Below are 25,932 nucleotides of genomic sequence, written 5' to 3'. Positions count from 1 at the left end.
CCCACGCCGGGGTCGGTTCCCCCTGCTCCGGAGCGTGGGGAACCACCCCACGGGTGGGGAAGTGTTCCCAGCGGTGGCGAGAACCCATCCCCGCCGGGCCCCAAGCCGTATCGATACATCGCCTTTGCTCCGGGATTCGCCGAGAACACCCTCCCCGCCGACGGGCGACCCGCCTACCGACTCACCTCGATGATCACGTCGAGAACTCGGCGTACGACCGGACTGACAGACCCCCGCGCCCAGATCGCATGCAGCTCGACGGGCCGCTCGGGGTCCTTGTCGAGGCGGGTGTCGCCGCCGCCGTGCTCGATGGGGCGGAAGACAACGCCTTCGACGTGCAGGGAGCTGGCCGACACCGGGACGAAGCCGACGCCTCGCTCGGCGGAGACGAGGAGCATGGCGGTGAGGACCTGGTGGACGCGCTGCTCGATGCGGGGGTGGGCGTTGGCGAGGAAGCGTACGGAGAGCTCGTGGAAGTAGCGCGACTGCTGCGGGTGGTAGCCGATGACGGGTTGGCCCTCGAAGTCCTGCGGTGTCAGGGGGCGGTCGATGTCGGCCAGCGGATGGCCCTGCGGGAGCACCGCCATCAGCGGCTCGCGGGAAATCACCCGGGAGGAGAGCAGTTCGGTGTCGAAGGGCGGACGGGCCAGGCCGATGTCGAGCTCGCCGTGGCGGATGCCGTCGACCTGGGCGAGGGTGACCCGCTCGGAGAGCCGCACCTCGACGTCGGGGAGCTCGACGGTGAGGCGGCGCAGCAGCGGCCCCAGGATCGAGATGGCCGAGACGGCGGTGAAGCCGAGCCGGACCACCCCGGCGGCACCGGCGTCGACGCGACGGGCCAGGTCACCGGCACTCTCGACCAGGTTGAGCATCCGGTAGGCCTCGTCGAGGAAGGCGGCTCCGGCGCCGGTGAGCGCGACCCGGCGGTTGTCCCGCTCGAGCAGTTGCGCGCCGACGGCCTTCTCCAGCTTCTGGATCTGTCGCGACAGCGGCGGCTGGGTCATCCGCAGGCGTTCCGCCGCCCGGCCGAAGTGAAGTTCCTCGGCGACCGCCACGAACGAGCGCACCTGGTCGAGCGTGATCATCTGGCCAGCGTAGACCACGATGCACCAGGTGGAACACTCCATGCTGAAACGGGCTTGGACCGGTATCGCCAAGACTCTTAGTGTCGGTGGTCACACGACGGAACTAGGAGCAACCATGCGTACGACCACCCACCTTCTCGCCGCGACCGCCGGCGTCGCGGCACTGGCCCTCTCCGCCTGCGGTGTCTCCAACACCACCGGCGGCGGCAGCGGCGGCGAGGAGTACCCCTCCGGCAACGTCGAGATGTACGTCGGTGCCTCAGCCGGTGGCTCCAGCGACCTGATCAGCCGGGCGGTCTCCAAGGGCCTCTCCGACGAGCTCGGCGCCTCCTTCCCGGTGATCAACCAGGAGGGCGCCAACGGTGCGCTCGCCGCGAACAAGGTCGCCAAGGCCAAGGCCGACGGCCAGACCATCGCCATCCAGAACGCCTCCCTGTTCGCGATCACGCCGCTGGCGGTCAGCGAGGACGAGGTCACGAACCTCGACGACTTCGACGTCGTCCAGGGCGTCTCCCGCGACGACTACGTGATGGTCACCGGCCCGAAGAGCGGCTTCAAGACCCTCGACGACATCAAGGCCGCGAACGCGAAGGTCACCTACGGCACCACCGGCGTCGGCACCGGTGCCCAGCTCTCCTGCGGCCTGACATACGCCTCCGCGGGCGTCGACGCCGAGGCGGTCCCCTTCGACGGCGGCGCGCCGGCCCTGACCGCGGTGCTCGGCAACCAGGTCGACACCGCGTGCATCCAGGTCGGCGAGGCGATCGAGAACATCGAGTCCGGCAAGCTGACCCCGCTGAGCGTCTTCGGTCCCGAGCGGGTCGACTACCTGCCGGACGTCCCGACCGCCAAGGAGCAGGGTCTCGACGTCGAGGTCGCGCAGTACCGCTTCATGACGGTCCCGAAGGGCACCCCGGACGACGTCAAGGACGCCATCGCCGAGGCGATGCAGGCGACGTTCAAGACCGAGGAGTACCAGGCCTTCAACAAGCAGAACAGCCTCACCCCGATGGAGATCTCCGGCGACGAGGTGGTGACCCAGCTCGAGGAGGACAAGAAGCGGTTCGCCGACCTGGTCGAGCAGTACGGTCTCAACCTCGGCGCGAGCTGACCCCCGCCCCACACGACGAAAGCATGACGATGAGCGACGAACGTACCCCATCTCCTGACCAGGACATCCTGGCCGAGATCCAGGCCGAGGTGGCCCACGACCTGGAGGAGGAACGGCCTCCGGCGGGCGGACCGGTCTACCAGGTGGTGGGGGCGCTCGTCGCGCTCGTCGTCGGCGTCGGCGGCGCCGTCCTGTCCTACGGCTACGGCCTGGGCTCGCTGCGCCAGCCCGGGCCCGGGCTGTGGCCGTTCGTGGTCAGCATCGCGATCGCGCTGATGGCCGCGGCGCTGCTCGTCGTCGGCCGCCGGCTGACCGACAGCGAGAGGTTCACCCGCTCCAGCGTGCTCCCGGCGGTCGGCCTGGTCACCTTCATCGGCCTGGCGCTGCTGATGCCCGTGATCGGCTTCGAGATCCCCTCGCTGCTGCTGTGCGTCGTCTGGCTGCGGTTCCTCGGTGGCGAGTCGTGGCGCAGCACGATCATCACCGCGGTCGCGACGGTGGCCGCCTTCTACTTCCTGTTCCTCTACGGGCTGCGGATCCCGCTGCCCCACCTGTTCTGAGCGGAGCCATCAGTGGACGTCAACGCATTCCTCGACGGCTTCTCGCTCGTCACCGAACCCCAGAACCTGCTCTACTGCCTGATCGGCGTGCTCATCGGCATGCTGATCGGCGTACTCCCCGGTCTCGGGCCGGCGGCCACCATCGCCATCCTGCTGCCGATCACCTACAGCATCGACCCCGTCTCGGCGATCATCATGCTCGCGGGCATCTACTACGGCGCCCAGTACGGCGGCACGATCACCTCGGTCCTGCTCCGGCTGCCGGGTGAGGCCTCCTCGGTCGTCACCGTCTTCGACGGCTTCGCCCTCGCCAAGCAGGGCAGGGCCGGCACCGCGCTCGGCATCGCCGCGATCGGCTCCTTCGTCGGCGCGACCGTCTCCATCCTCGGCCTGACCCTGGTGGCCCCGCTGATCGCCGGCTGGGCGCTCAGCTTCGGCGACCCGGAGTACGCAGCCCTGGCCCTGCTCGGCGTCCTGCTGGTCGCCACCATCGGCAACGGCAACAAGCTCAAGGCCATGGTCGCGGCCGCGTTCGGCCTGCTGCTGGCCACGATCGGCCGCGACAGCTTCAGCGGCGCCGAGCGCTTCACCTTCGGCAGCCTGCAGCTGACCGAGGGCATCGACTTCGTGGTCGTCGCGATGGGTCTCTTCGGTGTCGGCGAGATCCTCTACAACCTCGAGGAGCGCCACGGGAAGCCCCACGTCCCCGCCGCCGTCGCCAACATCTGGCCCTCGCGCAAGGACCTCAAGCAGTCCTCCGGCGCGATCGGCCGCGGCTCGCTGATCGGCTTCGTCCTGGGTGTGCTGCCCGGTGGCGGTGCGGTGATGTCCTCCCTGGCCGCGTACGCCACGGAGAAGCGGATCTCGAAGAACCCCGAGCGCTTCGGGCGCGGTGCCATCGAGGGCGTCGCGGCCCCCGAGACCGCCAACAACGCCGCCGCGACCTCCTCGTTCATCCCGCTGCTGACCCTCGGCATCCCGGCCAACGCGTCGATGGCGATGCTCTTCGGGGCCCTGCTCATCCTCGGCATCTCGCCCGGACCGCAGCTGGTCGAGGAGCGGCCCGACCTGTTCTGGGGCGTCATCAACTCGATGTACATCGGCAACCTGATCCTGCTCGTGCTGAGCATCCCGCTGGTCGGCATCTTCGTGCGCATCCTGCGGGTACGCCCGGCGATCCTGGCCCCGATCACCGCGCTGATCACGATCCTGGGGGTCTACACGATCAACAACTCCACCTTCGACATCTTCGTGATGATCGTCTTCGGCCTGATCGGCTACCTGATGAAGAAGGTCGGCTTCGAGCCCGGCCCGCTGGTGCTCGCCTTCGTCCTCGGCTCGATCGTGGAGGACGGCGTACGCCGCTCGATGCTGATCTTCGACGGCGACCCGACCGGGTTCTTCACCCGGCCGATCTCCGGGACCATCCTGGCCGCCTTCGTCCTGGTCGCCCTCTGGCCCGCGGCCAAGGCGATCCTGGCCCGGCGCAAGGCCGCCACCGTCGCCGCCCCGGCCGACCGCGACCACGTCGACACCCCGACCCGCTGAGCCCGACCCGCTGAGAGAGGCACACCATGACCATCCTGATCGGCTACGTACCCACACCGGTAGGTGAGGCGGCCCTCGAGGCCGGCCTGGCCGAGGCGGCGGCGCGCGGCGACGACGTCGTCATCGTCAACAGCCCGCGCCGTGGGGCGACCGTGGACGCCGACCTGGTCGACGAGGCGGCGGCCGCGAAGCTCGTCGCCCGCGCCGCCGAGGCCGGGGTGAGCGCCCGCGTCGACCACACCACCCACGGAGCCGACGTGGTGGAGACCTTCGACGCGCTGGCCGCCGAGACCGGAGCCCGGCTGATCGTGATCGGCCTGCGCCGCCGCTCCCCGGTCGGCAAGGCCCTGCTGGGCAGCGACGCCCAGCGCATCCTGCTCGACGCCCGCGTGCCGGTCCTCGCCGTGAAGCCGACCGCATGAGCGGGGGACCGAACGGAAGCCGGATCTCGAAGGTCGTCGTCACGCCGGTCGCGTTCGCCGACCCGCCGCTGCTCAACGTGGTCGGCGTCCACCAGCCCTGGGCGCTGCGCGCGATCGTCGAGCTCCACACCGACACCGGCCTGGTCGGGCTCGGGGAGACGTACGCCGACGAGACCCACCTCGCCCGCCTCGACGCCGTCGCCGCCGCCCTGCCAGGACGAGACCCCTACGACACCCACGGCCTGCGCCGGCTCGTCGTCGACGTGCTCGGCAAGGAGACCGGCGGGGCGGGAGCCTCCTTCGGCGGCATGCTCGACGTCTCCTCCGCGGTCGACACCGTCTACTCCCCCTTCGAGGTCGCCTGCCTCGACCTGGTCGCCCGTGAGGCGGGCCGTCCGGTCAGCGACCTGCTCGGCGGCGCGGTGCGCGACCAGGTGCCGTTCAGCGGCTACCTGTTCTACAAGTGGGCCGGCCACCCGGGCGGGCTCGACGACGTGTGGGGCGAGGCGCTGAACCCCGACCAGATCGTCGCGCAGGCGAAGCGAATGGTCGATGGCTGGGGCTTCGGCTCGCTCAAGCTGAAGGGCGGGGTGTTCCATCCCGACGAGGAGTGCGCCGCGATCGAGGCGCTGCGCGATGCCTTCCCGGACCTGCCGCTGCGGCTGGACCCCAACGGCGCCTGGACCCCGGAGACGTCGGTGAAGGTCGCCGAGCGGCTCGCCGGCGTCGTGGAGTATCTCGAGGACCCCACCCCGGGAATCGAGGGGATGGCGCAGGTCGCGGCCCGCACCGACGTACCCCTGGCCACCAACATGTGCGTGATCGCCTTCGAGCACCTCAGGCCCGCGATCGCGGCCGACGCGGTGCAGATCGTGCTCTCCGACCATCACCTGTGGGGCGGGCTGCGCCGGTCGGCGCTGCTGGGTGGCATCACCGACACCTTCGGGCTGGGCCTGTCGATGCACAGCAACTCCCACCTCGGCGTCTCGCTGGCCGCGATGGTCCACCTCGCCGCCGCCACCCCCAACCTGACCTACGCCTGCGACACCCACTACCCCTGGAAGACCCAGGACGTCGTACGCCCCGGGGTGCTCGACTTCGAGCGGGGCGCGATCGCGGTGCCGACAGGTCCGGGCCTGGGGGTCGAGCTCGACCGCGACCTCCTCGGCGAGCTCCACGAGCAGTACCTCGGCTGCGGCGTCCGACGCCGGGAGGACACCGTCTACATGCGTACGATCGAGCCGGACTTCACGCCGAACACCTCCCGCTGGTGACCGTCATCGGCGATACCCTCAGGGCATCGCCTAATGCGATATTCGGCTTGGACACGAATCGCCGATCCTGACAGTCTCCTGTGACCGGGGCCACACATGGCCCCGGTCACAGAACGACGAGCCAGGAGCTGCCACCGGTGACACAGATCGATGCAGGCGAGACCACGGCGACACCGCCGGTTCCGGTCGTCGGCTACGCCTACCCCTGGGACGTGATCGGCGACCCGACGTTCGCCGAGCGTGTCCGGGCACTCGGCGTCTCGAAGGTTGCTCTCGCGGCGGCCTACCACACCACGCGCGCCGCGACCCCGCTCCACCCCGAGCACCGGATCGTAGAGGCCCGCAGCGCGGCCCTCTATCGCCCGGTGCGCCCCGAGGCCTGGGACGGCGCCCGGCTGGTGCCGCAGACCGCGACCTGGGTCGCCGCCGCGGACCCCTACGGCGAGGCCGCCGCGATCCTCGCCGAGGCGGGGCTCGAGGTCGCCGCCTGGATCGTGCTGACCCACTCGACGCGGCTCGGTGAGGCCAACCCGGACCTCGCCGTCGTCAACTGCTGGGACGAGCCGTACCCCTACGCGCTGTGCGCCCGCCACGAGGACGTCCGGCGCTACGCGGAGACCCTCGCCGCCGAGGCCGTCCGCGACACTCCCACCACCACGGCCATCCTGGAGGCGTGCGGCCAGCTCGGGTTCGGCCACGGCGGCCACCACGAGAAGACCGACGGCGCCTACGACGCCGCCACCCAGCAGCTGCTCTCGATCTGCTGCTGCGCGGCCTGCCGCGAGGACTGGAACGGCCGCGGGCTCGACGCCGAGGCCACCGTCGCAGCCCTGCGCGCCGCCACCGGCCCAGCCGCGTCCGATGCAGCCGCACCCGACGCAGCCGCAGCCGAGGCCGTGGACGCGAAGGCGCTGGAGGTCATCCTCGAGTCCCGCCACGCCGCGGCCGACGAGCTCCGCCACCGGGTGATCGCGGCCGTCCGCCAGGCCGCTCCCGACCTCGTCGAGATCGCGCTGCACGCCCAGCCCGACCCCTGGGCGACCGGAGCCAGCCCCGGGCTCACCCCGACCACCGCCGACGACGTCGACCTGGTCGTCTCCTTCTGCTGGCCGACCACCGAGGCATCGGTGGAGACCGGGCGCCGGCTGGTCGAAGCGGTCGACGGCAGGGCAGCGGCCGCTGCGTACGTCACGGTGCTCCCGCCCACCACCGAGGACTCCTTCGGTGGCCATGTGCGGGCCCTGGTCGACGCCGGGATCGACCAGATCCACCTCTACCACCTCGGTCTGGCCGGCGCGGACAGGCAGCACCTGCTCGCCGGGGCGACCGAGATCCCCCACCGCCGCGACGAGGACGGAGTGCAGACATGAACACGCTCGGCGAGAACCGGACCTTCAGGCGCACCTGGCGCGCGGTCGACCTGGTCTTCGAGGTCTTCTGCATCGTGTGCCTGGTCGCCACGCTGCTGATCGTGCTGTGGCAGGTGTTCAGCCGCGAGGTGCTGAGCAACTCCCCCAGCTGGAGCGAGGAGAGCGCCCGCATTCTGCTGGTCTGGGTCGGCTTCCTCGGCGCCACGATCGGCTTCCGCGAGGGCGCCCACATCGCGGTGACCTTCCTGGTGGACAGGTTCCCCACCGCGCTCAGGTCGGTGATCGACCGCGTCGTCCAGGTGCTGCTGCTCGGCTTCGGGCTCTTCCTGATCATCCAGGGCAGCCAGTTCGTCGCCGACGCCCAGGCCGCGACCCTGCCTGGCACCGGGCTCCCCCGCAGCGTCCTCTACCTCATGATGCCGGTCGCCGGCGCCATGCTCGTCCTCTACACCGTCCTCCAGGCCTTCGGCATCAGCACCCAGCGCTACGCCGAGCCTGACGATGCCGCCGAGATCGGCTGAGCCGCCGAAAGCCGAAGGACTCCCCCATGCCTATCGATCCCCTTGCCATCGCCATCCTGCTCGGCAGCTTCGTCGTCCTGATCCTGCTGCGCATCCCCGTCGCCCTGGCCCTCGCCCTGGCCGCCCTCTTCGAGGCGCTCTACATCGGCCTCCCGCTGACCGTCGTCGGCCAGCGGATGGTCGCCGGCCTCGACACCTTCGCCCTGCTCGCCATCCCGTTCTTCATCCTCGGCGGCGAGATCATGGGCGCCGGTGGCATCTCCCGCCGCCTGATCGCCCTGGCCGGGCTCCTCGTCGGCTGGGTCCGCGGCGGCCTCGGGATGGTCAACATCGGCGCCAGCACTTTCTTCGGCGCCCTGTCGGGCTCCTCGGTCGCGGACGTCTCCGCGATCGGCTCAGTGACCATCCCGATGATGAAGAAGCGCGGCTACGACACCGACTACGCCGTCGCGGTCACCGTCTCCGGGGCCACCCAGGCGGTCATGATCCCGCCGAGCCACAACCTGATCATCTACTCGATGGCCGCCGGCGGCGTCTCCATCGGCGCCCTGTTCACCGCCGGCATCCTGCCCGGGATCCTGCTCGGCGCGGCGCTGATGGTGATGGCGTACATCCTGGCGGTCAAGCGGGGCTACCCGAAGGAGGAGCTGGTCCCGCTCGAGGACGTCCCGAAGATCATCGGCGAGGGGCTGCTCAGCCTGCTCATGCCGGTGATCATCCTGGGCGGCATCCTGAGCGGCGTCTTCACCGCGACCGAGTCGGCGGCGATCGCCTGCCTGTACGCCTTCGTCCTGACCTTCTTCGTCTACCGCGACCTGCCGCTCAAGGCGATGGTGCCGATCCTGCAGAGCAGCCTGCGCACCCTCGGCGTCGTGCTGTTCATCATCGCCGCGGCCGGAGCCTTCGGCTACTTCCTGGCCTTCCTGCAGGTGCCGGCGCTGGCCACCGACGCCCTGCTCGGCATCTCCGGCAACGTCGTCGTGGTGCTGCTGCTGGTCAACCTGCTGCTGCTCGCCCTCGGCGCGATCATGGACATGGCGCCGCTGATCGTGATCATGACGCCGATCCTGCTGCCGGTCGCCACCGGGCTCGGCATGGACCCGGTCCAGTTCGGGATCATGCTCGTCTTCAACCTGGCCATCGGCCTGATCACTCCGCCGGTCGGCAACGTCCTCTTCGTCGGCTGCGCCATCGGCCGTACGTCCATCGAGAAGGTCATCAAGACCGTCGGTCTCTTCCTCATCCCGATGCTCATCGTCCTGCTGCTGATCACGTACGTCCCGTTCTTCTCGCTCGCGCTCCCCGATGCGCTGGGCCAATGAACCGCGACAGGTAGTCACCATCGAAAGGAACCAACCATGAACACCACATCCCCCCAGCCGGTAGCCCGGCGTTCCCTGTTCAAGGCCGGCGCCTTCGGTGCCGCGGCGGTCGCCGGCGGCCTCGCGCTCAGCGCGTGTGGCGGCGGGTCGCTGCGCGGCAGCGGCGGAGGCGACGGCTCGAAGACCTTCAAGCTGGCCGAGACCCACCCCGACGACTACCCGACCACCTTGGGCGACAAGAAGTTCGCCGAGCTGGCCGAGAAGTACACCGACGGCCGCATCAAGATCCAGGTCTATCCCAACGCCCAGCTCGGCGAGGAGTCCGACGCGATCGAGCAGGTGCAGATGGGCTCGATCGAGATGACCCGGATCAGCTCGGCCCCGATGGGCGAGTTCGTGCCTGCGATGGGGCTGTTCAGCCTGCCGTACCTCTTCGACGACGCCGACCACCTCTGGCGCTTCCTGGACAGCGAGAACGGCAAGAAGCTGCTCGGCGAGGCCGAGGGAGCGGGCTTCAAGGGGCTGGGCTACTTCGACCCCGGCGCCCGCAGCTTCTACACCTCCAAGAAGCCCATCAAGGCGCCGGCCGACGTCGAGGGGCTCAAGATCCGGGTCCAGGAGTCGCAGGTGCAGATCGACTTCGTCAAGGCTCTCGGCGGCTCCCCCACCCCGATGGACTACGGCGAGGTCTACAGCTCGCTGCAGAGCGGGCTGCTCGACGGGGCAGAGAACAACGAGCCGTCCTACTACTCCGCCTCCCACTACGAGGTCGCGAAGAACTACACCCTCGACCGGCACATGCGCGTCGCCGAGGTGCTGCTCATCAACAAGGACACCTGGGACGGGCTCGACTCCGCGGACCAGGAGGCCCTCCAGAAGGCCGCCGACGAGGCCGCCCCGTTCCAGCGCGAGAAGTGGGACGCCCAGGTCGAGGCAGACCTGGAGAAGCTGCGCGGCGAGGGCGTCACGATCAACGAGATCACCGACCTCGCCCCGTGGCGCGAGGCGACCAAGTCCGTCATCGAGAAGCACGGCGCCGACCTCGGCACCTACATCGACGCCGTCGAGGAGCTGCGCGGCGCATGACGCACAAGGTTCTGATCACCGGGGCCAGCGGTGGTGTCGGGAGGATGATGCGCAGCCGGCTCGCCCGTGAGGACCGGGTGCTTCGCCTCCTCGACGTCGTACGTCCCGAGGACCCTGCCGAGGGCGAGGCGGTCGAGGTCATCGAGGCGTCGGTGACCGACGAGGCCGCGATGCGCGCCGCCTGCGAGGGCGTGGAGGCGGTCATCCATCTGGGCGGCATCAGCGTCGAGGCCCCGTGGAACGACATCCTCTCGGCCAACATCGACGGCACCCGGGTGGTCCTGGAGGCCGCCCGGGACGCCGGGGTCCGTCGCGTCGTGCTGGCTTCCAGCAACCACGCGGCCGGCTTCTACGAGATCGACGACGCCCCCGATGGCGGCCTTCCGGCGGATGCCTTCCCGCGCCCGGACACCTACTACGGGGTCAGCAAGGTCGCGATGGAGGCGCTCGGCTCGCTCTTCCACGACCGCTACGGCATCGACGTGACCGCACTGCGGATCGGCTCGTGCTTCGAGAAGCCGTGGGACCGCAGGTCGCTGTGGACGTGGATGTCGCCCGACGACGGCGCCCGGCTCCTCGAGGCCTGCCTGGCCACGCCCGAGCCCGGCTTCCGGGTGGTGTGGGGCACCTCCCGCAACACCCGGCGCTGGTGGTCGCTGGCCGAGGGCGAGGCGATCGGCTACCACCCGCAGGACGACTCCGAGGTCTTCGCCGCCGAGCTCCTCGGCGACGCGGTCGACGACGGCCCGCAGGGGCCCGAGGAGCGGCTGGCGGGCGGGAAGTTCTGCTTCACCCCGCTCGGGGAGCACATGAAGTAGCGCGGGCGGGGGCGGTCTGTTGGTCTAGGTATGCAGCCGAACCGTCGCTTCCCGTGCGGAACTCCGCCAGGGAAGCGACGGTTGGTCTGCATACCTAGACCAACCGTCAACGCTGCTGCAGACGCCGGCGGGTGCTGCCCAGGTGCACCCGCATCGCCGCGCGGGCGGTGTCGGCGTCACCGGAGAGGATGGCGGCGGCGATGTTGTCGTGCTCGCGCTGAACCCGCTCGACGTGGAGCGCGTCGCTGGGCGAGTACGCGTCGCCGAGCCGGGTGCGCGGCAGCATGATCATCATCGGACCCAGCGAGTCCATCAGGTCGAGGTAGAAGCGGTTGCCGGTCGCGGCCGCGACGGCACGATGGAAGGCGAAGTCGGCCTCCACCGCGCCGTCGGGGTGCGCGGTGGCCAGCACCGCGAGCGCCTCCTCGATCGCACGCGACCCCTGCTCGTCGAGGTGGGCGGCGGCCAGTGCCGCCGCCTCACACTCCACGCCGAGCCGGAAGTCGACCATGTCGAGCACGTCGTGCTGCGTACGGATCGCGGAGGACTCCAGTGCGAACGGCGAGGGCGCGGGGACCGCCAGGACGAACGAGCCGCGCCCCTGGAAGGTCTCGACCAGACCCTCGGCGCGCAGGCGGGTGACCGCCTCCCGCGCCACCGTCCGGGACACCCCGTAGGTCGCGACCAGGTCGGACTCCGAGGGCAGCTTCGCCCCCGGGGCGAGCTCTCCGGCGAGGATCTGGTCCTTGATCCCGGAGACGACGCGGTCGGCGAGCCCGGTGCTGAGAGTCATGCCGTGAACTTAGCCGTCTCCACGGTCAGCTTGCGCATCTGGTCGCTGAGCGTGAAGCCGAGACCCGGGCGGTCCGGCACCCACATCCGGCCGTCGTGGATGTCGATGCGCTCCTCGAAGAGCGGGTTGAGCCACTCGAAGTGCTCGACCCACGGCTCGGTCGGGTAGGCCGCGGCGAGGTGCAGGTGGATCTCCATCGCGTAGTGCGGCGCGAGCGCGAGCCCGGCGTGGGCGGCGAGCGTGGCGAACTTCAGGAACGGGGTGATGCCGCCGATCCGCGGCGCGTCGGGCTGCACGATGCCGCGGTAGCCGGCGTCGATCAGCGCCATGTGCTCCGGCACCGAGGTCAGCATCTCGCCGGTGGCGATCGGGGTGTCGAACGTACGCGACAGGTCGGCGTGGCCGACGGCGTCCCAGGCGTCGAGGGGCTCCTCGATCCAGATCAGGTCGAACCGCTCCAGCTCGCGGCACATCCGGCGGGCGCGAGCACGGTCCCACTGCTGGTTGGCGTCGACCATCAGCGGGATGTCGCCGAGGTGCTCGCGGATCGCGGCGACGCGGCGCAGGTCCTCGGCCCAGTCGGGCTGGCCGACCTTGATCTTGATGCCGCCGATGCCGGCCTCGAGCGAGGCGGTGGCCTTCTCCTTGATCTCCTCGACGCTCGCCTGGAGGAAGCCGCCAGAGGTGTTGTAGACGCGGCAGGAGTCGCGGTGGGCGCCGAGCAGCTTGGCCAGCGGGAGGCCGGCACGCCGGGCCTTGAGGTCGTAGAGCGCCACATCGAGGGCGGCCACGGCCTGGGTCGCCACGCCGCTGCGGCCGACCGAGGCGCCGGCCCACATCAGCGACTCGTAGATCTTGGCGATGTCGGAGGGGTCCTGACCGATGGCGACCTGGGCGATCTCCTTCAGGTGGGCGTACTGCGCCGGGCCACCGGCCCGCTTGGAGTAGCTGAAGCCCATGCCCTCGAAGCCCTGCTCGGTGGTCACCTCGACGAAGAGCAGCACGGTCTCGGTGAGCGGCTTCTGCCGCCCGGTGAGCACCTTGGCGTCGCTGACCGGGTTCTCGAGCGGGAGGACGACGTGGGAGAGGGTCAGCGACGTGATGCGGTCGGCGGCCATGGCGGGATGCTCCTCGATCGGATAAGTTGTATGACAAGTACAGAACTTATCCGATGAGTGATGCGGAGTCCAGAGCGTGCAGTGTTCCCCGACCGTCAGACAAGTCCCCCGATGGCGCGATCTCGCGCCGTTCCTGCGCCCGCGCCCGTTCCACTGGTGTGCGGCCGAGCGGCGGCTGGCCCGCTGTCTCAGCGTCGACGACCTCGAGCGGTCCGCCCGGCGACGGGTGCCGACGGCGGTCTGGGACTACGTCTATGGCGGCTCGGACGGCGAGCACGCCATGCAACGAAACCGCGAGGCCTTCGACCGCGTGGAGCTGCGGCCCACGGCCTTCGGCCAGGTGGGCGAGCCGGAGGCGCGTACGACGATCCTCGGGCGGCCCGCGGCGGCACCCATCGTGCTGGCGCCGACCGGCTACACCCGGCTCAGCCACCACACCGGCGAGCGGGCGGTCGCCGCGGCCGCGGCCGCCGCCGGGCTGCCCTACACGCTCTCGACGTACGCGACGACCTCGATCACCGACGTCGCCGCCGCGGCACCGCAGGGACGCAACTGGTTCCAGGTCTATCTGATGAAGGACCGCGCGGTGACGCTCGGCCACATCACCGAGGCGGCCGCGCAGGGTTATGAGGCGCTGATGCTGACCATCGACACGACCGTGACCGGGATGAAGCGCAAGGACAAGCTCAACGGCTTCGCGATCCCACCACAGCTGAGCCTGCGTACGTTCGCGGGCATGGCCCGCCACCCCGGCTGGGTCGCGAACATCCTGACCACCGAGCCGCTGCGGTTCGCGACCTTCCCCGAGGGGTCCCACTACGGCCGGTGGGGCATGTCCAACGAGCTGCGCGAGCAGGCGATCCGGCCCGCCGACATCGGCTGGCTCAAGGAGCACTGGGACGGCCCGGTGGTGGTCAAGGGCGTGCTCTCGGTCGCCGACGCGGTCGCCTGTGTCGAGGCCGGGGCGGACGCGCTGGTGCTCTCCAACCACGGCGGCCGCCAGCTCGACCGCGCGCCGGTGCCGCTGGAGCTGCTGCCCGCGGTGGTCGACGCGGTCGGCGACCGGACCGAGGTGTACGTCGACTCCGGCGTCCGCTCCGGCGGCGACATCGCGGCGGCCCTCGGCCTCGGCGCGCGCGGCGTGATGATCGGCCGGCCCTATCTCTACGGCCTGATGGTCGGCGGGCGGCAGGGGGTCGACGCCACCCTGAGGCTGCTGGTCGAGGAGCTGCGGCGGGCGATGTGCCTGCTCGGCACCCCCGAGATCGCCGCGATCGGCCCCGAGCACGTACGGCTGCGGTCGGCATGACCGGCGACCTCGTGCCCAGCCTGCGCGCCGCCCTCGGCGAGAGCGCCGTGCTGACCGACCCGGCCGACATGGCGGCGTACGTCACCGACTGGACCGGCCGCTTCACCGGCACCGCCCTCGCGGTGGTGCGCCCGGCCTCGACCGCGGAGGTGGCGACGGCGGTGCGACTGTGCGCGGCGGCGGGGGTCGGGGTCGTCCCGCAGGGCGGCAACACCGGCCTCGTCGGCGGCGGCGTACCCGACTCCGGCGGTGACCAGATCGTCGTCTCGCTCGGCCGGATGCGGCGGGTTCGGGAGGTCGATCCCGTCGCCGACACCCTCGTCGTCGAGGCAGGTGCGCCGCTGGCGACCGTGCAGGAGGCCGCCGCGGCCGCCGGGCGACTGTTCCCGCTCTCGCTCGGCTCGGAGGGCTCGTGCACGATCGGCGGCACGATCGCGACCAACGCCGGTGGCACCGCGGTGCTGCGCTACGGGATGATGCGCGAGCTGGTGCTCGGTCTGGAGGTCGTGCTCCCCGACGGCCGGGTCTGGGACGGGCTGCGCCCGCTGCGCAAGGACAACACCGGCTACGACCTCAAGCAGCTGTTCATCGGCTCGGAGGGCACGCTCGGGGTGGTCACCGCGGCGGTGCTGCGACTGCTGCCCGCGACGCCGCACCGGGCGACGGCCTTCGTCGCCCTCGAGTCGGTCGAGGCCGCCACCGCGCTGCTTCCGCTGCTCCGCGAGCACGGCGGCGGGCAGCTGACCACGTGGGAACTGCTGGGGCGTCAGGCCGTCGACCTGGTCCTGGCTCATCTGCCCGGGGCCCGCGACCCGTTCGGCACCCGGCACGAGTGGTACGGCCTCGTCGAGCTCTCCGGCACCTCCGCCGACGTGGACGAGCGGCTCGAGCCCGCCCTCGGGGCCGCGGCCGAACAGGGGTTGCTCGTCGATGCCGTGGTCGCGGGCAGTCCCGCCCAGCGCGCGTCGCTCTGGGCGCTCCGGGAGGGCGTCTCGGAGGCCCAGAAGAGCGAGGGCGCGACCCTCAAGCACGACGTCACCCTGCCGATCACAGCGCTGTCCCGGTTCGTCGACGAGGTCGGCCCGGCGCTGCAGGCCGAGCTGCCGGGGCTGCGGCTGGTGACGTACGGCCACATCGGCGACGGCAACCTGCACTACAACATCTCCGCTCCCGTCGGCGACGACGCGGCGCTGAGACGAGAGGCTCCCGGGCTGACCCGGATCGTCTACGACGCCGTCACCGCGCTCGGCGGCAGCATCTCCGCCGAGCACGGGATCGGGACGCTCAAGCGGGATGCTGCGGCTGCGTACAAGACGGGTGTCGAGCTCGACCTCCTGCGCGCCGTCAAGCAGGCGATCGACCCGGACGGGGTGATGAACCCTCGCAAGGTGCTGTGAGTCAGAGCAGCGGTGCGGGCTGCGACCAGTCTTTCGGTCCCGAGGATCTGCCTGAAGCAGAACCGCTTGCCGCGTGGCGTTCGCGGTGATTGCGTGGCCTCATGCGAATCCTGGTTCTCGGCGGCACCGTCTTCCTCTCCCGCGCAGTGGCGGAGTCGGCGGTACGCAGCGGTCACGAGGTGGTCTGCGCAGCGCGCGGCCGCTCGGGGACCGTCCCCGAGGGCGCGGAGCTGGTGCCGTGGGACCGCACCGAGAGACCTCCCGCCACCCTGAGGGCTGCGACGTTCGACGCGGTCGTCGACGTGGCCCGGACCCCCTCGTGGGTTCGCTCCGCCGTCGCCGCCTTCAGCGAGCCCCACTGGGTCTTCGTCTCGACCATCAGCGTGTACGCCGACCACAGCACCCCCGGCGGCACTCCGGACTCGCTCCCTGTCCTCGCTCCGGCGACGGACGACGTCGAGGATGACGACCCCGATGCGTACGGCTCGATGAAGGTCGCCTGCGAGGAGCTCGTCCGCGCGGGCGCGGCCTCGGCCACCGTCGTCCGCCCCGGCCTGATCGTGGGCCCGGGGGACCCCAGCGGCCGGTTCTCCTACTGGCCGCGGCGCCTGGAAGCCGGCGGCGAGATCCTCGCTCCCGGCTCGCCCGACGACAGCACCCAGGTCATCGACGTACGCGACCTGGCGGACTGGATCCTCCGCTGCGCCACCGATCGGGTGGACGGCACCTTCGACGCCACCGGTCCGTCGATGCCGATCAGCACCATGCTGGCCGAGACTGCGAGCGGCGTCGGCGCCACCCCGACCTGGAGCTGGCTCCCCCAGGACTTCCTCCAGGCCAACGACGTCGACCCCTGGTCAGGCCCCGGCTCGATCCCGCTGTGGCTCCCCCGCCCCGAGTACGACGGGATGCTCGCCCACGACACCACCTCGGCCCTGGCAGCCGGCCTCACCACCCGCCCGATCGCCGAGACCGCCCGAGACACCCTCGCCTGGCTGCAGGCCACCCCCGATGCGTACGTCACCGGCATCTCGCCGACCCGCGAGGCCGAGCTCCTCGACGGATGGCGTCAGAGCCCCTGGGCGACCCGGTAGAACACCTGGTTCCAGCGCACCTGGTCGGCGAAGCCGCGGCGGGTGGTGGACTCGTCGATGACGAGCAGCTCGGTGCGAGCGATGTTGGCGAAGACCTCGAAGGCCTCGATCCCGGCGGCGGTGGACATCACCGTGTGGTGGGCGCCGCCGGCGGTCAGCCAGGCCTCGGCGGAGGTGGCGAAGTCGGGGCGCGGGGCCCAGACGGCGCGCGCGACCGGCAGGTTGGGCAGGGCCTCGGTCGGGGGTACGACGTCGACGACGTTGGCGGTCAGCCGGAACCGGTCGCGCATGTCGGCCAGGGACACGACCACAGCACCCTCGACCGCGTCGGCGTCGAAGACCATCCGGACCGGGTCCTCGCGGTCGCCGATCCCGAGCGGGTGGATCTCCACCTTGGGACGAGAGGTGGTCAGCGAGGGGCAGATCTCGAGCATGTGGGCACCGAGGATGACCTCCGCGCCCGGGGTGAGGTCGTAGGTGTAGTCCTCCATCAGGGAGGCGCCGCCAGGCAGCCCCTCCCCCATCACCTTGGCGGCACGTACCAGGACGGCGGTCTTCCAGTCGCCCTCGGCGCCGAAGCCGTAACCCTTGCCCATCAGCCGCTGCACGGCGATTCCGGGGAGCTGGCGCAGGCCGCCGAGGTCCTCGAAGTTGGTGGTGAAGGCCTTGGCGTCGCGCTCCACCAGGAACGCCTCCATGGCGATCTCCTGACGGGCGGCGTAACGCAGCGACTCGTGACGCTCGCCGCCTCTGCGGAGCTCGGGGACGACGTCGTAGAGGTCCTCGTACTCGGCGACCAGCGCGTCCACGGCGTCCTCGGCCACCGCCTCGACCGCGGCGACCAGGTCGTTGACGCCCCAGGTGTTGACCGAGACGCCGAAGCGCAGCTCGGCCTCGGTCTTGTCGCCCTCGGTGACCGCGACGTTGCGCATGTTGTCGCCGAAGCGGACCAGGTTGAGCCCGTGGGTGGCTGCCCAGCCGGCGGCGCCGCGGACCCAGGTGCCGACGCGGCGGGTGACCGCCGGGTTGGAGACGTGGCCGACGACGGTGGTGCGGGCGACGCCGAGGCGGGTGGCGATGTAGGCGTACTCCCGGTCACCGTGGGCGGCCTGGTTGAGGTTCATGAAGTCCATGTCGATCTCCGACCAGGGGAGCTCGACGTTGGCCTGGGTGTGCAGGTGCAGCAGCGGCTTCTGCAGTGTGTCGAGGCCGGTGATCCACATCTTGGCCGGGCTGAACGTGTGCATCCAGGTGATCACGCCGAGGACGTTGTCGTCGGAGTTGGCCTCGAGCATCGCTCGGCGGATCGACGCTGCGTCCTTCAGGACGGGCTTCCACACGACCTTCGCCGGTACGTCGTCCGACGCGTCGAGGGCGCAGGCGACCTCCTGGGACTGCTCAGCCACCTGGCGGAGGGTCTCCTCGCCGTAGAGGTCCTGGCTGCCGGTGAAGAACCAGACCTCGCGGTCTGCGTAGGGCTTGCTCATGGGGGATCCTTTTCAGTGTTGGCCGTAGACGTTCTGGTAGCGGTCGTAGAGGGAGTCGACGTGGCGCTGGTCGATGGGCAGCGGCTGACCGAGCTGGCGCGCGATGTGGACCGTGCGGGCGACCTCCTCGCACATCACCGCGGCCTTGACCGCGGCACGGGCGTCCTTGCCGATGGTGAACGGGCCGTGGTTGCGCATCAGCACCGCCGGGCTGCGCGACTCCCGCAGCGTCTCCACGATGCCGCGGCCGATCGAGTCGTCGCCGATGATCGCGAACGGACCGACCGGGATCGGCCCGCCGAACTCGTCGGCCATCATCGTGAGCACGCAGGGGATCTCCTCCCCGCGGGCGGCCCAGGCGGTGGCGTAGGTGGAGTGGGTGTGGACCACTCCCCCGACCTCGGGCATGTTCGCATAGACGTACGCATGCGCGGCGGTGTCCGAGGACGGCGAACGCTCTCCCTCGACGAGGTTGCCGGCCAGGTCGCACACGACCATCGCCTCGGCGGTGATGTCCTCGTAGGCAACACCGGACGGCTTGATGACCAGCAGGTCCTCGCCGTCGGGGTTCGGCACCCGCTCGGAGACGTTCCCGGCGGTCCACACGACCAGCTCCCAGCGGGGCAGCTCGGCGTGCAGCGCGGCGACGCGCTCCTTGGCGGCGTCGACGGCGGCGCGAAGAGCGGTGGGGACGCCCGTCATCACTGGTCTCCTTCTGTGTTCACTGGCTTGGCGGCGAGCGCGGCAACGGCGGCACGCTCGATGTCCAGGCCGGCCTGGTAGCGCTCCAGGTAGCTCCGGAACCCGGCGAGGTCGGAGGCGTCCGGCTCGACGACCTCGAGGTCGATGTCACCGAAGACGCGCTCGGCGAGATAGGCGCTCAGGGCGATGTCGCTGCCGGCCGTCGTCGTCCGGGCGTACGCAGCCAGGACCGCGATCCCCCAGGCACCGCCCTCGCCGGCGGTGTGACCGACCGCGACCGGCGCACCGGTGGCCGCGGCGAGCAGCCGCTGGGCGACGCCCGCGGTGCGGAACAAGCCACCGTGGGCGAACATCGCGTCGATCTCGACGCCCTGGTCGGCGAGCACGCGCATGCCGAGGGCGAGGGTGCCGAAGACGCCGTAGACCTGTGCACGCGCGAAGCCGGCGAGATCGAGGCGGCTGCCGGGGGTGCGTACGAACAGCGGGCGGCCCTCGTCGAGGCCGGTGATCGGCTCGCCGGCCAGGTAGTTGTAGGCCAGCAGCCCGCCGCCGTCGGGCGAGCCCTTCAGCGCCGCGGTGAGCAGGGCCCCGAAGACGGCGTCGGGCTCGCAGGGGTGACCGAGCGCGGCGGCGAACTCGCCGAAGACGCCGGCCCAGGCGTCGAGCTCGCTGGCACCGTTGTTGCAGTGCACCATCGCGACCGGGTCGCCGGCCGGGGTGGTGACGACGTCGATGGCGTGGTGGACGGTGGCGAGCGGCTCCTCGAGGACGACCATCGCGAAGATCGAGGTGCCGGCGCTGACGTTGCCGGTGCGCTGGGCCACCGAGTTGGTGGCGACCATCCCGGTGCCGGCATCGCCCTCGGGCGGGCACAGCAGGATGCCCGGCCGCAGCGTGCCGGTGGGATCGAGCAGCGCCGCGCCCTCGGCGGTGAGCCGGCCGGCGTCGGCCCCCGCCGGGAGGACCTGCGGGAGCAGCCCCTCGATCCGCAGGCCGGGATGCTTGGCGGCGGCCAGGTGACCGGCCTGCTCGAGCATCCGCTGGTCGTAGGTCCCGGTGGCCGGGTCGACGGGGAACATCCCGGAGGCGTCGCCGACACCGAGCACGTGCTCGCCGGTCAGCGCCCGGTGGACGTAGCCCGCGAGGGTGGTCAGCGAGGCGATCCGGGGCAGGTGGGGCTCGTCGTCGAGGATCGCCTGGTAGAGGTGGGCGATCGACCAGCGCAGCGGGATGTTGGTGCCGAAGGTCTGCGACAGCTCGGCGGCGGCGACCGCGGTGTTGGTGTTGCGCCAGGTACGGAACGGCACCAGCAGCTCGCCGGCCCCGTCGAAGGCGAGGTAGCCGTGCATCATCGCCGAGACCCCGATCGACCCGAACGTCGTCGGCCGGGTGCCGTAGCGGCGCTCGACCTCGTCGCCGAGCGCGGCGACGGCACCCTGGACGCCCGCCCAGACCGCCTCGAGCGAGTAGGTCCACAGCCCGTCGGCGAGCTCGTTCTCCCACAGGTGGGAACCGGTGGCGATGGGCGCGTGGTCGGGCCCGATCAGGCACGCCTTGATGTTGGTGGAGCCCAGCTCGATGCCGAGCGCGGTCTCTTCGAGGTCAGGCAGCTGGCCTGCTCGCTGCGTCATCACGGCTCCGTTTCTGCCCGACGGCTCGGGGTGGGGTTCGAGGCGATGTGAACGCTAACATATTACGCCCCAGTTACCTCGTGTTCCCGAAGGGCGATGCCGAGACGTCAGCCGGGCGAAACGTCAGCCCCGTCGGGCGAGTTGGCATGGCGATGCCAACGCGGCCGACCTACGTGACGTCTCGGCCGACCTACGTGACGTCTCGACCCGACGTACCTGACGCCTCGGCGGTGATCGGTCAGCTCGACACGTGGGCAGCCGAGGACCGCACGACCAGCTCGGGCTGCAGCAGCGGCGGCACCTCGACGGTGCCGTCGGCGATGGCCTTGGTGGCCACCTCCACGGCGAGCTCGCCCAGCGAGGCGAAGTCCTGCCGGACGGTGGTCAGCGGCGGCCAGAGATAGGCGGCGTCGGGGACGTCGTCGAAGCCGACGACGCTCACGTCCTGAGGTACGCGACGACCGGCCTCGTGCAGGGCCCGGATCACCCCGAGCGCCATCGAGTCGTTGGCCGCGAAGACCGCGGTGACCGACGGGTCGCGGGCGATCGCGGCGCCGGCCTCGTAGCCACTCCGGCTCGACCAGTCACCGAGGATCTCGGGACCCGGCTGCGCACCGGCCTCGCGCAGCGCGGCCAGCCAGCCCTCCCGGCGCTGTCCGGCGTCGATCCAGCCGACCGGACCGGCCACGTGGGCGATGGTGCGGTGGCCGAGGTCCAGCAGATACTGCGTGGCCAGCACGGCTCCGGCGCGCTGGTCGATCCCGACCGAGCGCACCCCCTCCGGCGGGTCGCTGTGGATCATCACGACCTCGACCGTGGACGCGATCTGAGCGACCAGGTCCTCCAACGACTGGTGCGAGACGCCGAGGAGCACGGCCTCGACCGCGTCATCGAGCAGCGCCTCGATCGCCCCCTCCGCCGAGGTCGCGTCCATGTGCGGCACCGGGCTCAGGATGACGTCGTAGCCGGCCCGCTGGCCGGCCTGGTGCACCGAGGCGGCCAGCGTGCCCGGCCCGTAGAGGTGCGGCTGGGAGTAGAGCAGGCCCAGTCGTCCCGACCGACGCGTCACCAGCGCCCGCGCCGACTTGTTGCGGCGGTATCCCAGCTCCTCGATCGCCGCCAGCACCCGGTCGCGGGTGTCGCCGCGTACGGCATCAGAGCCGTTGACCACCCGGGACACGGTCTGGTGCGAGACCCCTGCCCGGGCCGCCACATCCGCCATGCTCGGCGCGTTCTTCGACTCCCCGCGATCCATGCGGTGATCCTAAGCGGCATCGCCACAGGCAGGTGGGAGGGCCTCAGCTCTGCTCGAGACCGGGAAGCCCGTGACGCGCTCGGGTCAGCGCCGCCGCGAGCGGTGCGCAGCGCCCGTCGGGGACCAGCGCGGCGAGCTCGTCCGGGTCCTCGGGCAGGCCGAGCTCCCCGGCCTGGTCCAGGAGCGGGCCGTCGAGGAAGGGCGACAGCGCCGGCCACACGTCCTGGACCTCGCGGCAGAAGATCCGGGCTCCGACCGGGCCGACGCGGGGCGACTCGGTGAGCGCGTCGATCAGCGCCTCGGCGTCGTCATGAGACGTGGGGCGGAGCCGGCGCAGGTCGCCGCGGTAGGTGTCCAGCAGCCACCGGGCCTGCTCCTCGAGCTTGGTCGCGGTGCTCTCGTCGTAACGGCGGTAGTGCGCCCGCCCGAGGGCGTCCACGCGCTGCTGCCAGGTCGAGTCGAGCAGCCGTTGCGGCGTACGCCATCCGGCCGCCGACACCTCGCGCGCCGCCGCGACCGCGATGTCGGTCGAGATCCGGGTCGAGGAGAGCATCGCCAGGACGAGCAGCCGGTAGAGCGGCGACGGCTTGTCGCGAAGCCGGATGCCGGCCTCCTCCGCGTACGTCGTGCCGCCGGCATCCAGCAGACGCCGCATCACATCGCGCTCCCGATTGCTCACCGGTGTCGAAGTACCCCGCGCGGACCGGACGCATGCGCCGCCCGCGGAGGCTGGGATCGGCAGACCCTGGATAGACCCGGGAGCGCGACCGAGGATGGATCCGACCGCAGAGCCCTTCTCGAGGAGCAGACCGATGCCACGCCGACCCATCGACATCACGATCCCGGACCTGTCCGGCAGACGAGCCCTGGTCACCGGGGCCAGCGACGGCATGGGGCTGGTGATCGCCACCCGGCTGGCGGCGGCCGGGGCCGAGGTCGTCATGCCCGTACGCAACGCCGCCAAGGGCGAGAAGGCGCTGGCCACGATCCGCGGGCAGGTCCCGGAGGCGAGGGTCTCGCTGCGCGACCTCGACCTGTCCTCGCTGGCGTCGGTGGCCGCGCTCTCCGAGACGCTTCTGGGCGAGGACCAGCCGTTCCACCTGATGATCAACAACGCCGGGGTGATGACGCCGCCGGAGCGACAGACGACCGCCGACGGGTTCGAGCTCCAGCTCGGCACCAACCACCTCGGCCACTTCGCCCTCGTCGCCCGGATCCTGCCGCTGCTGCGAGCCGGGCGGGCCCGGGTGACCTCCCAGGTCAGCGTCGCGGCGAGGCGCGGCGCGGTGAACTGGGAGGACCCCAACTGGGAGCGGAGCTACGACGACATGAAGGCCTACAGCCAGTCCAAGATCGCCGTCGGCCTCTTCGGCCTCGAGCTGGACCGGCGCAGCCGAGCCGGCGACTGGGGCATCGCCAGCAACCTCTCCCACCCCGGTGTCGCCCCGACGAACCTGCTAGCCGCGCGGCCCGAGATCGGACGCGAGACCGACACCGCCTCCGTACGCATGATCCGCTGGCTCTCGGCACGCGGCATCCTTCTGGGCACCCCCGAGACCGCGGCCCTCCCCGCGCTGCTGGCCGCGACGTCGCCCGATGCCGTCGGCGGCCGGATGTACGGTCCCAGTGGTCCGGGGCACCTCGGCGGCGCGCCCGCGGAGCAGGCGCTCTACCGGCCGCTGGTCGGTGCCGAGGACGCCGCGCGGCTGTGGGAGATCTCCGAGAGCCTCACCCGGACCGCGCTGCCGACCGGCTGACCGCGCGGGCGGCCTCCACGGCCGCCTCTCACCGCCCGAGCACGTGGCGCAGGGCCGCTTCCAGCGTGGGGTGGCGGAACTCGTGGCCGCTCCCGAGACCGGCCGGCTCGACCCGCTGGCTCGCCAGCGCCATCTCCTCGGCGCCCTCCTTGCCGAGCAGGAGCCGTGGGCCGAGGGCCGGGGTCGGCAGCAGCGCGGGGCGACGGAGCACGCGGGCGAGGGTCTGTGCGTAGACCCGGCCGGTGACCGGCTCGGGGGCGACCGCGTCGATCGGGCCCTCCAGGGTCTCGTCGAGAAGCGCACGATGGTAGATGTCGACCAGGTCGTCGATGCCGATCCAGCTCAGCCACTGCTCGCCGCTGCCGAGCCGCCCGCCCAGACCGGCCGCGAACAGCGGTCGCTGGAGCCGCAGCGCGCCGCCGGCCGGGGTCTGCACGATTCCCGTCCTCACGTTGACCACCCGCGGTCCCTCGACCCGGCTGGCCGCCTCCCAGTCGGCGACCACGTCGGCGAGGAATCCGGTGCCGTGCGCCGAGGTCTCGGTGAGGACCTCGTCGCCGCGGTCGGCGCCGTAGATCCCGATCGCGGAGGCGCTCACGAAGGTGGGCACGCCGCTGCGGGCCGCCGTCTCGGCCAGCCGCCGGGTCGGTTCGATCCGGGAGTCGCGGATCGCCGCCTTGTGCGCTTCGGTGAAACGGCCCGCGATGGACGCCCCGGCCAGGTGGACGACCGCGTCGACGCCGTCGAGGAGATCCGGCGCCGGTGCCGACGGGTCCCAGCGGCGCTCGTCCTCCCCTGTCGGCACATGCCGGACCAGCCGGATCACCCGGTGCCCACCGGTGGTGAGGAACGGGACCAGGGCCCGCCCGACAGTCCCGCTCGAACCGGTGACCGCGACGGTGAGGCTCTTCCCCGCTGCGTACGTCCTGTGGTGGGCGGCCAGGTCGGCAGCCAGCTGCGCGTGACGGTAGCCGAGCATCCGGTCCACCATCTTGCCGAGCACGTTGGTCTCGATCCGGTCGGTGACCAGCGTGGCCTCACCGGAGGCGGCGAACTCGTGCCGATGGGTCCACGAGAGCGGACGCAGCGAGGCCAGCCGGTCGGTGAACAGGTGCGGCGGGTCATAGGCCTCGGGGTCGTGGCGAGCCACCCAGTCCACTCCCCGGCCGAGCGAGAGCACCGCGGTGCCGTCGGCCAGGTCGGTCGCCTCCACCCGCACCTCCCCCGGCGTCCACGGCGGCATCAGCCGGTGGATCGCTCCTGGCCTCCGATGCCACTCGAAGACCTCTTCGATCGGTGCCTCGACACGTGTCGTCAGCGAATGGACCCGGACCAGCGGCGACGTCATGCCCGAAGCCTTGCGCGGATCGCGCCCGCGTACAACCGTCACGGCCGGCTCGGCGTAAGGTCGGGCCGTGGATCTGCGGCTGCTGGAGTACTTCGTGGCAGTGGTCGACCACGGCAGCGTGACCAAGGCTGCCAACACCCTCTACATCTCCCAGCCGTCGCTGTCGCAGGCGATCCGCAACCTCGAGCGCGAGGTCGGCGCCCCGCTCTTCGACCGCAGCAACCGCACCCTCGAGCTCAATGCCGCGGGGGTGGCGTTCGTCGAGCCAGCGCGGCGGGTGCTCCGGGAGGCGCAGGAGGCCCGGCGCAAGGTCGGCGCGGTGCGAGACCTGCGCGGAGGCCGGCTCATCGTCGCCGCGCTGGCGAACCTCACGATCACGCCGCTCTCCGAGCTGGTCAGCGAGCTGCGCGACCGGCATCCGGAGATCCAGGTGCACGTCGACGATCCGGGCAGTCCCGCCGGTGTCGTCGCCGCGGTGCGACAGGGACGGGCCGAGGTCGGACTGACCCAGTTCTCGATCCGCCCCGACGCGCTCGCCGTCGACGAGCTGTGGACGGAACGGGTGATGCTGGCGATGACGCCCGAGCTCGCGACCGACCTACCGGACCCGGTGCCGCTGGAGCTCGTCCGCCAGATCCCGCTGGTGCTCGAGGTCGACGACCGGCTCAGCAGCGTCATCGCCGACCCAGAGCTGCGCAACGCGATCGGACAGGTGGCGATCCGATGCGCCCACCGGCAGGCGATCTGGGAGCTGGTGGCGATGGGGGCCGGGGCGACGTTCCTGCCCGAACGGCTGGCCGAGCGCGTCCTGCGCAAGGTCGTGCTGCGCACGATCGACCCCGAGGTTCGCCGCAGCGTCGGGGTCGTCTACCGCGCCGATCAGCTCTCCCCGGCCGCCCGCGCCTTCGTCGAGCTGGCCCGGGC

At 71.4% G+C, this 25,932-nt stretch carries 24 protein-coding genes; 15 read left to right on the top strand and 9 right to left on the bottom strand.

Annotated elements, in window-relative coordinates; genetic code table 11:
* Window positions 1-173 precede the first annotated feature (173 nt).
* A complete protein-coding gene (locus ACFVDI_RS03395) occupies window positions 174-1,085 on the bottom strand; it encodes a LysR substrate-binding domain-containing protein (protein ID WP_378900530.1) in 912 nt (303 codons plus the stop codon).
* Between the two features lie 115 nt (window positions 1,086-1,200).
* Here ACFVDI_RS03395 and ACFVDI_RS03390 point away from each other — a divergent pair, with 115 nt between their 5' ends.
* From ACFVDI_RS03390 to ACFVDI_RS03345, 10 genes are all read left to right on the top strand, one after another.
* Window positions 1,201-2,196 carry a tripartite tricarboxylate transporter substrate binding protein gene (locus tag ACFVDI_RS03390; RefSeq protein ID WP_378900527.1) on the top strand — a complete coding sequence of 332 codons (996 nt, stop codon included), beginning with the start codon at window positions 1,201-1,203 and terminating at the stop codon, window positions 2,194-2,196.
* Between the two features lie 29 nt (window positions 2,197-2,225).
* Complete coding sequence (locus ACFVDI_RS03385; protein ID WP_378900524.1) at window positions 2,226-2,756, top strand: tripartite tricarboxylate transporter TctB family protein; 531 nt, start codon at window positions 2,226-2,228, stop codon at window positions 2,754-2,756.
* Between the two features lie 12 nt (window positions 2,757-2,768).
* Window positions 2,769-4,304, top strand: coding sequence for a tripartite tricarboxylate transporter permease (locus tag ACFVDI_RS03380; protein WP_378900521.1), 1,536 nt, complete (start codon window positions 2,769-2,771; stop codon window positions 4,302-4,304).
* Between the two features lie 26 nt (window positions 4,305-4,330).
* Window positions 4,331-4,726: a universal stress protein gene (locus ACFVDI_RS03375; RefSeq protein WP_378900518.1), complete on the top strand. Its 396-nt coding sequence runs from the start codon at window positions 4,331-4,333 to the stop codon at window positions 4,724-4,726.
* Complete coding sequence (locus ACFVDI_RS03370; RefSeq protein ID WP_378900515.1) at window positions 4,723-6,000, top strand: glucarate dehydratase family protein; 1,278 nt, start codon at window positions 4,723-4,725, stop codon at window positions 5,998-6,000. The genes ACFVDI_RS03375 and ACFVDI_RS03370 overlap by 4 nt, the downstream gene beginning before the upstream one ends.
* Before the next feature lie 137 nt (window positions 6,001-6,137).
* Complete coding sequence (locus ACFVDI_RS03365; RefSeq protein WP_378900512.1) at window positions 6,138-7,370, top strand: hypothetical protein; 1,233 nt, start codon at window positions 6,138-6,140, stop codon at window positions 7,368-7,370.
* Window positions 7,367-7,891 (top strand): TRAP transporter small permease, encoded by a 525-nt coding sequence (locus ACFVDI_RS03360; protein ID WP_378900509.1) that lies wholly within the window; start codon window positions 7,367-7,369, stop codon window positions 7,889-7,891. The genes ACFVDI_RS03365 and ACFVDI_RS03360 overlap by 4 nt, the downstream gene beginning before the upstream one ends.
* A 26-nt stretch (window positions 7,892-7,917) precedes the next feature.
* Window positions 7,918-9,213 (top strand): TRAP transporter large permease, encoded by a 1,296-nt coding sequence (locus tag ACFVDI_RS03355; RefSeq protein ID WP_378900506.1) that lies wholly within the window; start codon window positions 7,918-7,920, stop codon window positions 9,211-9,213.
* Window positions 9,214-9,249: 36 nt separating this feature from the next.
* Complete coding sequence (locus ACFVDI_RS03350; protein WP_378900503.1) at window positions 9,250-10,299, top strand: TRAP transporter substrate-binding protein; 1,050 nt, start codon at window positions 9,250-9,252, stop codon at window positions 10,297-10,299.
* Window positions 10,296-11,117 carry an NAD-dependent epimerase/dehydratase family protein gene (locus tag ACFVDI_RS03345; RefSeq protein ID WP_378900501.1) on the top strand — a complete coding sequence of 274 codons (822 nt, stop codon included), beginning with the start codon at window positions 10,296-10,298 and terminating at the stop codon, window positions 11,115-11,117. Before ACFVDI_RS03350 ends, ACFVDI_RS03345 begins: the two co-directional genes overlap by 4 nt.
* Window positions 11,118-11,223: 106 nt before the next feature.
* Here the strand turns inward: ACFVDI_RS03345 and ACFVDI_RS03340 are convergent, their stop codons facing one another.
* Both ACFVDI_RS03340 and ACFVDI_RS03335 read right to left on the bottom strand, forming a co-directional pair.
* Window positions 11,224-11,910, bottom strand: a complete 687-nt coding sequence (locus ACFVDI_RS03340; RefSeq protein ID WP_378900497.1) for a FadR/GntR family transcriptional regulator — start codon at window positions 11,908-11,910, stop codon at window positions 11,224-11,226.
* Window positions 11,907-13,028, bottom strand: coding sequence for a mandelate racemase/muconate lactonizing enzyme family protein (locus tag ACFVDI_RS03335; protein WP_378900494.1), 1,122 nt, complete (start codon window positions 13,026-13,028; stop codon window positions 11,907-11,909). The genes ACFVDI_RS03340 and ACFVDI_RS03335 overlap by 4 nt, the downstream gene beginning before the upstream one ends.
* Before the next feature lie 76 nt (window positions 13,029-13,104).
* Here ACFVDI_RS03335 and ACFVDI_RS03330 point away from each other — a divergent pair, with 76 nt between their 5' ends.
* The 3 genes from ACFVDI_RS03330 to ACFVDI_RS03320 all read left to right on the top strand — a co-directional run bounded on the left by ACFVDI_RS03330 (window position 13,105) and on the right by ACFVDI_RS03320 (window position 16,828).
* A complete protein-coding gene (locus ACFVDI_RS03330; protein ID WP_378900491.1) occupies window positions 13,105-14,337 on the top strand; it encodes an alpha-hydroxy acid oxidase in 1,233 nt (410 codons plus the stop codon).
* Window positions 14,334-15,734, top strand: coding sequence for an FAD-binding oxidoreductase (locus ACFVDI_RS03325; RefSeq protein WP_378900488.1), 1,401 nt, complete (start codon window positions 14,334-14,336; stop codon window positions 15,732-15,734). Before ACFVDI_RS03330 ends, ACFVDI_RS03325 begins: the two co-directional genes overlap by 4 nt.
* Before the next feature lie 101 nt (window positions 15,735-15,835).
* Window positions 15,836-16,828: an NAD-dependent epimerase/dehydratase family protein gene (locus ACFVDI_RS03320; protein WP_378900485.1), complete on the top strand. Its 993-nt coding sequence runs from the start codon at window positions 15,836-15,838 to the stop codon at window positions 16,826-16,828.
* Here the strand turns inward: ACFVDI_RS03320 and araA are convergent.
* The 5 genes from araA to ACFVDI_RS03295 form a co-directional block, all read right to left on the bottom strand.
* Window positions 16,804-18,315 (bottom strand): L-arabinose isomerase, encoded by a 1,512-nt coding sequence (gene araA / locus ACFVDI_RS03315; RefSeq protein WP_378900476.1) that lies wholly within the window; start codon window positions 18,313-18,315, stop codon window positions 16,804-16,806. The genes ACFVDI_RS03320 and araA overlap by 25 nt on opposite strands.
* A 12-nt stretch (window positions 18,316-18,327) precedes the next feature.
* Window positions 18,328-19,017: an L-ribulose-5-phosphate 4-epimerase gene (locus ACFVDI_RS03310; RefSeq protein ID WP_378900473.1), complete on the bottom strand. Its 690-nt coding sequence runs from the start codon at window positions 19,015-19,017 to the stop codon at window positions 18,328-18,330.
* Entirely contained in the window at window positions 19,017-20,648 is a 1,632-nt protein-coding gene (locus tag ACFVDI_RS03305) for a xylulokinase (RefSeq protein ID WP_378900470.1), read from the bottom strand. The genes ACFVDI_RS03310 and ACFVDI_RS03305 overlap by 1 nt, the downstream gene beginning before the upstream one ends.
* Window positions 20,649-20,886: 238 nt before the next feature.
* Window positions 20,887-21,903 carry a LacI family DNA-binding transcriptional regulator gene (locus tag ACFVDI_RS03300; RefSeq protein WP_378900467.1) on the bottom strand — a complete coding sequence of 339 codons (1,017 nt, stop codon included), beginning with the start codon at window positions 21,901-21,903 and terminating at the stop codon, window positions 20,887-20,889.
* 43 nt (window positions 21,904-21,946) lie between these two features.
* Window positions 21,947-22,582 (bottom strand): endonuclease, encoded by a 636-nt coding sequence (locus ACFVDI_RS03295; RefSeq protein ID WP_378900464.1) that lies wholly within the window; start codon window positions 22,580-22,582, stop codon window positions 21,947-21,949.
* A gap of 133 nt (window positions 22,583-22,715) precedes the next feature.
* Between ACFVDI_RS03295 and ACFVDI_RS03290 the strand changes: the two genes are divergently transcribed.
* Window positions 22,716-23,660 (top strand): SDR family oxidoreductase, encoded by a 945-nt coding sequence (locus ACFVDI_RS03290; RefSeq protein ID WP_378900461.1) that lies wholly within the window; start codon window positions 22,716-22,718, stop codon window positions 23,658-23,660.
* Between the two features lie 28 nt (window positions 23,661-23,688).
* On the opposite strand, the gene ACFVDI_RS03285 is transcribed toward ACFVDI_RS03290, so the two are convergent.
* Window positions 23,689-25,008 carry a TIGR01777 family oxidoreductase gene (locus ACFVDI_RS03285; protein ID WP_378900458.1) on the bottom strand — a complete coding sequence of 440 codons (1,320 nt, stop codon included), beginning with the start codon at window positions 25,006-25,008 and terminating at the stop codon, window positions 23,689-23,691.
* A 67-nt stretch (window positions 25,009-25,075) separates the two neighbouring features.
* Between ACFVDI_RS03285 and ACFVDI_RS03280 the strand changes: the two genes are divergently transcribed.
* Window positions 25,076-25,932, top strand: an 857-nt coding sequence (locus ACFVDI_RS03280) for a LysR family transcriptional regulator (protein WP_378900455.1), incomplete at its 3' end; no start/stop codon positions are given.

It is taken from the genome of Nocardioides sp. NPDC057767, assembly GCF_042798275.1.
Lineage (GTDB): Bacteria > Actinomycetota > Actinomycetes > Propionibacteriales > Nocardioidaceae > Nocardioides.
This window is presented reverse-complemented; position numbering and strand designations above follow the sequence as displayed.

What these genes read in the sequence shown, in the direction of transcription:
- ACFVDI_RS03300 (WP_378900467.1), bottom strand. Translation starts at nt 21,903, where the DNA reads ATGGATCGCGGGGAGTCGAAGAACGCGCCGAGCATGGCGGATGTGGCG.
- ACFVDI_RS03360 (WP_378900509.1), top strand. Translation starts at nt 7,367, where the DNA reads ATGAACACGCTCGGCGAGAACCGGACCTTCAGGCGCACCTGGCGCGCG.
- ACFVDI_RS03340 (WP_378900497.1), bottom strand. Translation starts at nt 11,910, where the DNA reads ATGACTCTCAGCACCGGGCTCGCCGACCGCGTCGTCTCCGGGATCAAG.
- ACFVDI_RS03375 (WP_378900518.1), top strand. Translation starts at nt 4,331, where the DNA reads ATGACCATCCTGATCGGCTACGTACCCACACCGGTAGGTGAGGCGGCC.
- ACFVDI_RS03310 (WP_378900473.1), bottom strand. Translation starts at nt 19,017, where the DNA reads ATGACGGGCGTCCCCACCGCTCTTCGCGCCGCCGTCGACGCCGCCAAG.
- ACFVDI_RS03395 (WP_378900530.1), bottom strand. Translation starts at nt 1,085, where the DNA reads ATGATCACGCTCGACCAGGTGCGCTCGTTCGTGGCGGTCGCCGAGGAA.
- ACFVDI_RS03320 (WP_378900485.1), top strand. Translation starts at nt 15,836, where the DNA reads ATGCGAATCCTGGTTCTCGGCGGCACCGTCTTCCTCTCCCGCGCAGTG.
- ACFVDI_RS03385 (WP_378900524.1), top strand. Translation starts at nt 2,226, where the DNA reads ATGAGCGACGAACGTACCCCATCTCCTGACCAGGACATCCTGGCCGAG.
- ACFVDI_RS03350 (WP_378900503.1), top strand. Translation starts at nt 9,250, where the DNA reads ATGAACACCACATCCCCCCAGCCGGTAGCCCGGCGTTCCCTGTTCAAG.
- ACFVDI_RS03370 (WP_378900515.1), top strand. Translation starts at nt 4,723, where the DNA reads ATGAGCGGGGGACCGAACGGAAGCCGGATCTCGAAGGTCGTCGTCACG.
- ACFVDI_RS03285 (WP_378900458.1), bottom strand. Translation starts at nt 25,008, where the DNA reads ATGACGTCGCCGCTGGTCCGGGTCCATTCGCTGACGACACGTGTCGAG.
- ACFVDI_RS03355 (WP_378900506.1), top strand. Translation starts at nt 7,918, where the DNA reads ATGCCTATCGATCCCCTTGCCATCGCCATCCTGCTCGGCAGCTTCGTC.
- ACFVDI_RS03345 (WP_378900501.1), top strand. Translation starts at nt 10,296, where the DNA reads ATGACGCACAAGGTTCTGATCACCGGGGCCAGCGGTGGTGTCGGGAGG.
- ACFVDI_RS03390 (WP_378900527.1), top strand. Translation starts at nt 1,201, where the DNA reads ATGCGTACGACCACCCACCTTCTCGCCGCGACCGCCGGCGTCGCGGCA.
- ACFVDI_RS03305 (WP_378900470.1), bottom strand. Translation starts at nt 20,648, where the DNA reads ATGACGCAGCGAGCAGGCCAGCTGCCTGACCTCGAAGAGACCGCGCTC.
- araA (WP_378900476.1), bottom strand. Translation starts at nt 18,315, where the DNA reads ATGAGCAAGCCCTACGCAGACCGCGAGGTCTGGTTCTTCACCGGCAGC.
- ACFVDI_RS03325 (WP_378900488.1), top strand. Translation starts at nt 14,334, where the DNA reads ATGACCGGCGACCTCGTGCCCAGCCTGCGCGCCGCCCTCGGCGAGAGC.
- ACFVDI_RS03290 (WP_378900461.1), top strand. Translation starts at nt 22,716, where the DNA reads ATGCCACGCCGACCCATCGACATCACGATCCCGGACCTGTCCGGCAGA.
- ACFVDI_RS03335 (WP_378900494.1), bottom strand. Translation starts at nt 13,028, where the DNA reads ATGGCCGCCGACCGCATCACGTCGCTGACCCTCTCCCACGTCGTCCTC.